Genomic DNA, 8874 nt, shown 5'->3' on the forward strand with positions numbered 1-8874 from the left:
TCATGCGTGCTGCCGGCCTGCCGCGCGAGGCGCGGCTCCGCCGCGCCGGTGATTTCGCTGCTTTGCGTCATGCCAGCGGCCGCTTCGGCGGCCGCTGTTTTTCTGTGCGCTATCGTCCCAACGAGCTGGGCCATCCGCGCCTGGGCCTGGCGATCTCCAAGCGCGTCTCCAAGCGGGCGGTGGACCGTAACCGCATCAAGCGCCTGGTGCGTGAATCGTTCCGCCAGGTCCGCCTTGAGCTTCCGGCCGTCGACCTCATGGTGATGGCGCGCGAGCAGGCCGCCAGCCTGCCCGGGCCGGAATTGCTGGCCGAACTCCATGGGCTGTGGAAAAGGCTGCGCACCGTGAGGCTCGACGCCACGTTGAAGCCCGGCGACCCGGCCGGCACAATCGTGCGTTGATCTTTCTCCACCCTCCTCCGCGGCCCGGTGTCGCGGCATCCACCGGATCTGCTCCGCGATGAACCAAACGCGTACCTTCCTCTTGTTCGCCCTGATGGCCGTGGCCTACCTGCTGTACATGGCCTGGGAGAAGGATTACGGCCCGCAGCCGGCAGTGGCCGCCGCCGCGACGTCGAGCAGCAGCGCGACCCCGGCGATTGCCGACAGCAGCGTGCCTGGCGCCACCGCCGGTGCCGCCCCGGCCGCCGTGCCGGGCACCACCAGCGAAACGTCCGCCACCGCCCAGCTGGTCACTATCAGCACCGACGTGCTGCGCCTGACCGTGGACACCCGCGGCGGCAGCGTGGTGCGCTCGGAACTGCTGGGCTATCCCTCGGTACCACGCACCAAGAAGGATCCGGACCCGGCGCCGGTGCGCCTGCTCGATGACGACCGCGCGCAGTACTTCGTGGCGCAGAGCGGCCTGGTCAGCAACCAGGGCGAGGCGCCGGATCACCGTGCCGTGTTCCAGGCGGCGCAGGCCAGCTACGCGCTGGCCCAGGGCCAGGACGAGCTGAAGGTTGACCTGACCTGGCAGGACGCCGCCGGCCTCAAGGTCACCAAGACCTACGCGCTCAAGCGCGGCAGCTACGTGGTCACCGTCGACCAGAAGATCGAGAACGGTGGCAGCGCGGCCTGGCAGGGCAATGCCTACGAGCAGCTGCAGCGCGTGGCGCCGGCCCAGCAGAAGAGCTGGTGGCAGAACTTCAGCGACCCGTCCTCGCACAGCTTCTATGGCGCGGCCTGGTACAGCCCCGAAGAGAAGATGTCCACGCTGCCCTTCGCGGATTTCGCCAAGAAGCCGCTCAACCACGCCATCACCGGCGGCTGGGCGTCGATGCTGCAGCACTACTTCTTCGTGGCCTGGATTCCGCAGGCGCAGGACGCCAACACCTACAGCACCAGCGTGATCAATCCGGACACGGCGCAGCCGGTGTACCTGATCCGCGCGGTGGGGCCGTCGCTGAGCGTGGCGCCGGGTCAGAGCGTGAGCACCGCTTCGCGCCTGTACATCGGTCCCAAGCTGCAGGGCACGCTGGATACCGTCGCGCCGGGCCTGGACCTCACCACCAACTACGGCTGGCTGACCGTGGTGGCGCAGCCGCTGCACTGGCTGCTGTCGCAGCTGCACGCGATCAGCGGCAACTGGGGCGTGGCCATCATCCTGCTGGTGCTGCTGCTGAAGGCGGCACTGTGGAAGCTCACCGCCGCGCAGTTCCGCTCCGGCGCCAAGATGCGCAAGCTGCAGCCTCGCGTCAACGCCCTCAAGGAGCGTTACGGCGAGGACAAGATGAAGATGCAGCAGGCCATGATGGAGCTGTACAAGAAGGAGAAGGTCAACCCGATGTCGGGCTGCCTGCCGGTGCTGATCACCATGCCGGTGTTCTTCGGCCTGTACCGCGTGCTGATGGAGAGCGTGGAGCTGCGCCACTCGCCGTTCTTCGGCTGGATCCACGATTTGTCGGCGCCCGATCCGTTCTTCGTGCTGCCGGTGCTGTACATCCTGGTGATGCTGGCTACCCAGTGGCTGTCGCCGTCGGCGGCGGGCATGGATCCGGCCCAGCAGAAGATGATGAAGGTGATGCCGGTAGTGTTCGGCTTCATGTTCCTGTTCTTCCCCGCCGGCCTGGTGCTGTACTGGGTGGTCAACGGTCTCACCAGCCTGGCCCAGCAGTGGCTGATCACGCGCAGCGTGGAGCGCGCGGACGCGGCTAAGGCGACCTGAGCGTCGCCGGGTTTCGGAGGAAAAGGCCGCTGATGCGGCCTTTTCTTTGCCGAGGACGATGGCGCCGTGGCTCGCCGTCCTGGCGCCTATCCTGTAGGAGCGCACCCCTGAATCGAGTTCAGGGGTGCGCTCCTACAAAGGCCGAAGGGACGTCCAGCCGTGAGAAACGGCGAATGCGTTCCGCCGGCAGTCCGGCAACCGGCATAATTCCCGCATGACGTCCACTGACACCATCGCCGCCATCGCCAGTGCCTCGGGTGCCGCCGGCGTCGGTGTGCTGCGCGTATCGGGTCCCGCCGTGCGCGCCATCGCCAGCGAACTGCTGGGCCGCGACCCCGAGCCGCGTCGTGCCCACTTCACTGCTTTCCGCGAGCGCAATGGCGAGCTCATCGATCGCGGGCTGTTGCTCTACTTCCCTGCCCCCGCCTCCTACACCGGCGAACACGTGCTGGAACTGCAAGGGCACGGCAGCCCGGTGTTGCTCGACGCCTTGTTGCGGCGGGTATGCACGATGGGTGCACGCCTGGCGCGGCCGGGCGAGTTCACCGAGCGTGCCTTTCTCAACGGCAAACTCGACCTTGCGCAGGCCGAGGCGGTGGCCGACCTGATCGCCGCGCGCTCGCAGGCCGGCGCCCGCGCCGCGCTGCGTTCGATGGAGGGCGTGTTCTCGCACAAGGTGCACGGCTTGCTGCAGGCGTTGATCGCGCTGCGCGTGCATATCGAGGCGGCCATCGATTTTCCTGAGGAGGAAATCGACTTCCTCGCCGACCCGGCGATCCAGCAGCAGCTGGATGCCTTGCGCGCGCAGCTGGCCGAACTGCTGCGCGAAGCGCAGCGCGGCGTGCGCCTCAACGATGGCTTGCGCGTCGCCATCATTGGACGTCCAAACGCAGGGAAGTCCAGCCTTCTGAACGCCCTTTCGGGTAGTGACCGCGCCATCGTCACCGACATCGCCGGCACCACCCGCGACGTGCTGCGCGAACAGCTGAGCCTCGATGGCATCGCGCTGGAACTGGCTGACACCGCCGGCCTGCGCGAAACCGATGACCCGGTGGAACAGGAAGGCGTGCGCCGCGCCCACGGCGAACTGGCGCGTGCCGACGTCGCCCTGCTGGTCACCGATGCCCAGCATGCCGACCATGATCTCGCACTGCTCGCGGACCTGCCCGCCAGCGTCGAACGGCTGGTGCTGGTGAACAAGATCGACCTTGCGCATGCGGGGGCGCGGTATGAGGAGCGCGCCGAGGCGATCTGGGTGTGGGCGTCGGCCAAGACTGGCGAAGGCCTCGACGTCTTGCGCGAACATCTCAAGCAGCTGGCTGGTGCCGGCAGCGGCGAGGGCGCCTTCAGTGCGCGTCGCCGCCATGTTCTGGCGCTGGAACGGGTAGCCACGCATCTGGATCGCGCCGACCAGGTGTTGTGCAGCACCCGAGCCGGCGAACTTGCCGCCGAGGAGCTGCGCCAGGCCCAGCATGCGCTGGGCGAGATCACCGGCACCTACACCAGCGACGATCTGCTGGGAGCTATCTTCAGCTCGTTCTGCATCGGCAAATAAGCCGGTGTTGTGTGCCATTTCATGGTGTTACGCCACCCTCTGCTGACGAGTCTGATGCGTTGGCGCTAACATGCTGAGTTTGCACGCTGCGGCATCGATTACTCAGGCATGCTCACTCTTCTGTTTGGCGGCTTCGGGCTGTCCACCCTCTGGCTGATTCCCCTGGTCTGGCAGCTGGTCCGGCGCTACGTGCTGCGCCGCCGGCAGGCGGACGGTGGCGGGACGATCCGCTTCTGGCTGGGCGCGCTGCTGGTGCTGCTGGCCAGCGCCACTCTGGAAGGCCTGTTGGTGGCGCACTACACCGACGACCCGCAGGCGGGCGGCGCCGTCTGTCGCGCCATGGCGAACGGCATTGGCGGTGTATTGGGTGGGGCTGTCACTTCCCTGCTCATGCTTGCGGTGCTTGCGGTGTGCCTCCCGTGGTACCTGGGCGTGTCCTGGCCGAGCGCGTTTCGTCGCATCTCCAGCCTGGTCGATGGCCTGGCGGCCTTGCTGCAGCATGGGCTGGAATGGATCGCCGCCCGCCGTGGCCGCTCGCGATCGGCGCCGCGCCAGGGGGGCGCCGTGCGTCGCGTCGAACGCAAGGCGAAGCCCCGTCGTGCGGCTCCGGCGGCCACGCGTCGCACGGCTGCCGCCGTCGCGCCGGCGACCAAACCCGCGGTGCCTGCCAATGCGCCCTCCAACCATCGCGCCTCGTCGACGGTTGCGCCCGTCGCACCGGCGGCCGCGGCGGTAATGGCGTCGTCGCGGGTGAAGCACGCCGCGCGCGACGAGAAGATCATTCGAGAGCCCTGGCTGATGCCCAAGCACGGCAAGCCCCAGGCACCTTCGCCCGCGCCGGTGATGCCGGTGCGACAGGCCACGCCGGTCACGGCCGTCGCGGCGCCGTCGGTGGTGGCCGCTGCGCCTGCACCCTCAGCGATGCCCTACACCGCTCCGGTGCAACCTGCGCCCTTGCCGTCGGTGGCCGCGCTGGTGGCGCCGCTGGATGTGCTGAGCCACGAGCGGGTGACGGCCGCGCCCTTGCCCGAGCCGGTGCCGCAGCCGCAGGCATCGGTCGCGCTGGCGGAGCCGCAGCCGGGCCCCGAGCCCGTGCTGTCCTCGGCGGTCGAGCTGGTCGGCACCGCGACCGTTGCGCCTGCGCGATGGCGGGCCGCCAACGACGACATCACGACGCCGGCCCCGGTGAGCACGCTGCCGCTACACGCCGCGCCGCCGGTACGGCAACGCCCCCAGGCCATGTTGCCCCCACTCGATCTGCTGAGCGCGCCGCGCTTTGACTTCACCGCCATCGACGAGATCCAGCTGGCGGATACCAGCGAGCTGATCGAGCAACGGCTGCGCGAATTCAAGGTGCCGGTGACCGTGGTCGGCGCCTCCGCAGGCCCGGTGATCACCCGCTTCGAAGTCGAGCCAGCGGTGGGCGTGCGTGGCAACCAGATCGTGGCCCTGATGAAGGATCTGGCGCGCGGCCTCGGGCGCTCGTCCATCCGCGTGGTGGAGACCATACCCGGCAAGACCTGCATGGGCCTGGAGCTACCCAACGAGCAGCGCCAGATGATCGCCCTGTCGGAGATCCTCGACTCCACGGCCTACCGCGGTTCCGATTCGCTGCTCACCCTGGCCATGGGCAAGGGCATCACCGGCGAACCGGTGGTGGCGGACCTGGCCAAGGCGCCGCACATGCTGGTGGCAGGCACCACCGGATCGGGCAAGTCGGTCGCGGTGAACGCGATGATTCTGTCCATGCTGTACAAGGCCACGCCCGACGACGTGCGCATGATCATGATCGACCCTAAGATGCTGGAACTCTCGGTATACGAGGGCATCCCGCATCTGCTGGCGCCGGTGGTCACCGACATGAAGCTCGCCGCCAACGCGCTGGCCTGGTGCGTGGGCGAGATGGAGAACCGCTATCGCCTGATGTCGGACCTGCGCGTGCGCAACCTGGCCGGCTACAACCAGAAGGTGCGCGAGGCGCAGGCGTCTGGACGTCCATTGCTCAACCCGTTCCCGGCGCACCCCGAGGTGCCGGAGACCCTCGATACGCTGCCGATGATCGTGGTGGTGATCGACGAGCTGGCCGACCTGATGATGGTGGCCGGCAAGAAGATCGAGGAACTGATCGCCCGCCTCGCGCAGAAGGCGCGAGCCGCCGGCATCCACCTGATCCTCGCCACGCAGCGCCCTTCGGTGGACGTGATCACCGGCCTGATCAAGGCCAACATCCCCACCCGCGTGGCGTTCCAGGTGTCGAGCAAGATCGACTCGCGCACCATCCTCGACCAGATGGGCGCCGAGAGCCTGCTCGGCCAGGGCGACATGCTGTTCCTGCCGCCGGGTACGGGTTATCCACAGCGCATCCACGGCGCCTTCGTCGCCGACGAGGAAGTGCACCGCGTGGTGGCGCACCTCAAGCAATACGGCGAGCCCGACTACAAGGACGAGATCCTGGCCGGACCGCCCAGCGAAGCCAACGGCGAGCTGTTCAACGAAGAAGGTGCCGACGCCGAACTCGATCCGCTGTACGACGAGGCCGCCGCCTTCGTGCTGCGCTCGCGCCGTGCGTCGATTTCGTTCGTGCAACGGCAGTTCCGCATCGGCTACAACCGCGCCGCGCGCCTGGTGGAGGCGATGGAGGCGGCGGGACTGGTCTCGCCGATGGGCATCAACGGCCAGCGCGAGGTGATCGCGCCGGGGCCGACGGACTGACCCTCACCGTTCCGTCCCCGCCTGTAGGAGCGCACCCTGTGCGCGACCGGATCGGAGCGGGGACGAGGGGTAGGTAGTGAGGACGCCAGGTCCGGTTACCTGGGGCCAGCGTGCAGGTTGCGACGGACGTGCGGGCTCGCGGCCGCGACCCTCACGTACCGGGTGCGCGCCTACACGGTGGGCGCCTTGGCCAGGAAGGCGTCGAGTTCGGTGCGCGTCGGCATGCCGCCCTGTGCACCCAGCCGCGTGACGGACAGTGCGGCAGCGGCGCAGGCCTTGCGCACGGCGGTGGGCAGGCCTTCGTGCAGGAACACCGCCAACGCGGCATTGAAGGTGTCGCCGGCGCCGGTAGTGTCGACGGCCTCGACCTTGAAGCCGGCCTGGTGCGCCGGTTCGCCGCCGTCGCGATACCACGCGCCGTCGGCGCCGCGGGTGAGCACCAACGGTGCGGGCGAGCGCTGCATCAACGAGAGGAAATCCTCGTTGGCCCCGGCGCCGAGCAGGATGGCCAGCTCGTGCTGGTTGGGCGTGAGGTAGCGCGCCAGCTGCATCCATTCCACCGGCAGGCGTTGGGCGGGTGCAGGGTTGAGGATCACTGGCTTGCCGAGCCGATGGCCGAGCCGCAGCGTGGCTTCGATGGCATCGAGCGGAATTTCCATCTGCACCAGGATCGCGTCGGCCCGCGACAGCACCGACTGCGCACCTTCGACCTGCGCGGGCGTCACCCGCGCATTGGCGCCGGGCACCACGATGATGTGGTTTTCGCCGCCAGCGACGGTGATCGAGGCGGTGCCGCTGCCGCAGTCGGCGATGCGCGCGACATGCTCCAGCGCCACGCCTTCGCGGGCGAGACCGGCATGCAATTGCTCGCCAAAGGCGTCATCACCCAGCGCGCCGACCAGGGCCACCTCGGCGCCGAGGCGTGCCGCGGCCACGGCCTGGTTGGCGCCTTTGCCGCCATGCACGGTGAGGAATCGCTCGCCGAGGATGGTCTCGCCCGGTTCGGCGAAACGCGGCGCCAGCGTCACCAGGTCCATGTTGATGCTGCCGACCACGACGACGCGTGTCATACCTGCTCCATCACTTGCGATTGCGGGGACAGGGCAGGATACGGGAAGCGGGGGGCCACCGGTATGCCGGCGGCCCCGGGGATACGGCTTCAGCCACCGCTGCTGCTGGCCGACGGCGCGTGCTGCTGGTCGCGGCGCTGCTCCATGCGTTCCTGCTGCTTCTCGCGGATGGCCTTCAGCTGGTCGCGCTGGGCCGGGGTGAGCACGGCATCGATCTGGCTGTCGGTCTGCTGCATCAACGCCATCATCTTCTGGCGACGATCACCGGGTGCACCGCTGTTGTCCGCGCGCAGGGCCTGCATCTGCTGGTCGCGTTGCTGCAGGATCGGACCGATCTTGGCCTGCTGGTCGGCGCTCAGTTGCAACTGCTTGGGCAGGCGCTGCAATTGCTGCTGCGGATCCATCGCACGTCCGCCGCGTTGCTGCGGACCGGCACCGGGCGCGCCAGGAGGCGGCGTGTTGTCCTGCGGCTGGGCCAGGGCGCCGCCGGCCAGGGCAAGGCCCAGGGCGAGCGCGGCGATGCGGGGAAGTCGGTTCATGGGAGGCTCTCCAGTGGATGTGCAAGCGCGGGAACGCGGGCGCAAAGGGGGCGGTTGACGGAGGACAGCCTGCTTGGAAACGCCGTCTGGTGCCCCGAACATCAACGGATCGACCGCCGCCCGAGGATTGCCATGATCGAGCTCCACTACTGGCCCACGCCCAATGGCCACAAGATCACCCTGTTCCTGGAGGAGTCGGGCCTGCCCTACGCCATCAAGCCGGTGAACATCGGCAAGGGCGAGCAGTTCCAGCCTGGTTTCCTCGCCATTTCCCCCAACAACCGCATGCCCGCCATCGTGGATACGGCGCCTGCCGGCGGCGGCGAACCGGTGAGCGTGTTCGAGTCCGGCGCGATCCTGCAGTACCTGGCCGAGAAGAGCGGCCGTTTCCTGCCCACGGACCTGCGTGGCCGCTACAAGGTGCTGGAGTGGCTGTACTGGCAGGTGGGCGGGCTGGGTCCGATGCTCGGGCAGAACCACCACTTCAACCGCTATGCGCCGGAGAAGATCCCGTACGCGATCGACCGCTACGTCAACGAGACGCGGCGCCTGTACGGCGTGCTGGACAAGCGCCTGGACGGCCGCGCCTTCATCGCCGGCAAGGACTACACCATCGCCGACATGGCGGCCTATCCCTGGATCGTGCCCCACGAAAACCAGGGCATGTCGCTGGAGGACTTCCCGCACCTGAAGGCCTGGTTCGAGGCCATCCGCGAGCGTCCGGCCACGCAGCGCGCCTATGCACTGGGCGACGAGATCAGGGGCAAGTTCGATCTGGCCACCGACGAGGAGGCGCGCAAGGTGCTGTTCGGGCCTGTCTCTTATACTCAAC

Annotated in this window: 7 protein-coding genes; 5 read left to right on the forward strand and 2 right to left on the reverse strand. The window is 68.4% G+C overall.

All coding sequences use genetic code 11. The annotated features are described in order from the left end of the window. Window positions 1-2: 2 nt before the first annotated feature. The 4 genes from rnpA to DVU99_RS14740 all read left to right on the forward strand — a co-directional run bounded on the left by rnpA (window position 3) and on the right by DVU99_RS14740 (window position 6433). Window positions 3-401 carry a ribonuclease P protein component gene (rnpA, locus tag DVU99_RS14725; RefSeq protein WP_114240984.1) on the forward strand — a complete coding sequence of 133 codons (399 nt, stop codon included), beginning with the start codon at window positions 3-5 and terminating at the stop codon, window positions 399-401. 58 nt (window positions 402-459) lie between these two features. Further along, window positions 460-2166: a membrane protein insertase YidC gene (yidC, locus tag DVU99_RS14730; RefSeq protein WP_114240985.1), complete on the forward strand. Its 1707-nt coding sequence runs from the start codon at window positions 460-462 to the stop codon at window positions 2164-2166. A gap of 214 nt (window positions 2167-2380) precedes the next feature. Further along, window positions 2381-3721 carry a tRNA uridine-5-carboxymethylaminomethyl(34) synthesis GTPase MnmE gene (gene mnmE / locus DVU99_RS14735; RefSeq protein ID WP_114240986.1) on the forward strand — a complete coding sequence of 447 codons (1341 nt, stop codon included), beginning with the start codon at window positions 2381-2383 and terminating at the stop codon, window positions 3719-3721. Window positions 3722-3829: 108 nt separating this feature from the next. After that, window positions 3830-6433: a DNA translocase FtsK 4TM domain-containing protein gene (locus tag DVU99_RS14740; RefSeq protein WP_114240987.1), complete on the forward strand. Its 2604-nt coding sequence runs from the start codon at window positions 3830-3832 to the stop codon at window positions 6431-6433. Window positions 6434-6603: 170 nt separating this feature from the next. Here DVU99_RS14740 and rbsK read toward each other — a convergent pair whose 3' ends face one another. Both rbsK and DVU99_RS14750 read right to left on the reverse strand, forming a co-directional pair. After that, the gene (gene rbsK, locus DVU99_RS14745; protein WP_114240988.1) at window positions 6604-7503 is read right to left on the reverse strand and encodes a ribokinase; all 900 of its coding nucleotides are present in this window, start codon (window positions 7501-7503) and stop codon (window positions 6604-6606) included. A gap of 89 nt (window positions 7504-7592) precedes the next feature. Continuing rightward, on the reverse strand, window positions 7593-8042 hold the full coding sequence (locus DVU99_RS14750) for a hypothetical protein (RefSeq protein WP_114240989.1): 450 nt from the start codon (window positions 8040-8042) through the stop codon (window positions 7593-7595). A 132-nt stretch (window positions 8043-8174) separates the two neighbouring features. Here DVU99_RS14750 and DVU99_RS14755 point away from each other — a divergent pair. After that, the coding region (locus tag DVU99_RS14755) for a glutathione binding-like protein (RefSeq protein ID WP_114240990.1) at window positions 8175-8874 on the forward strand (700 nt) is incomplete at its 3' end.

This window comes from Dyella sp. C9, from assembly GCF_003332825.1.
Taxonomy (GTDB): domain Bacteria; phylum Pseudomonadota; class Gammaproteobacteria; order Xanthomonadales; family Rhodanobacteraceae; genus Dyella.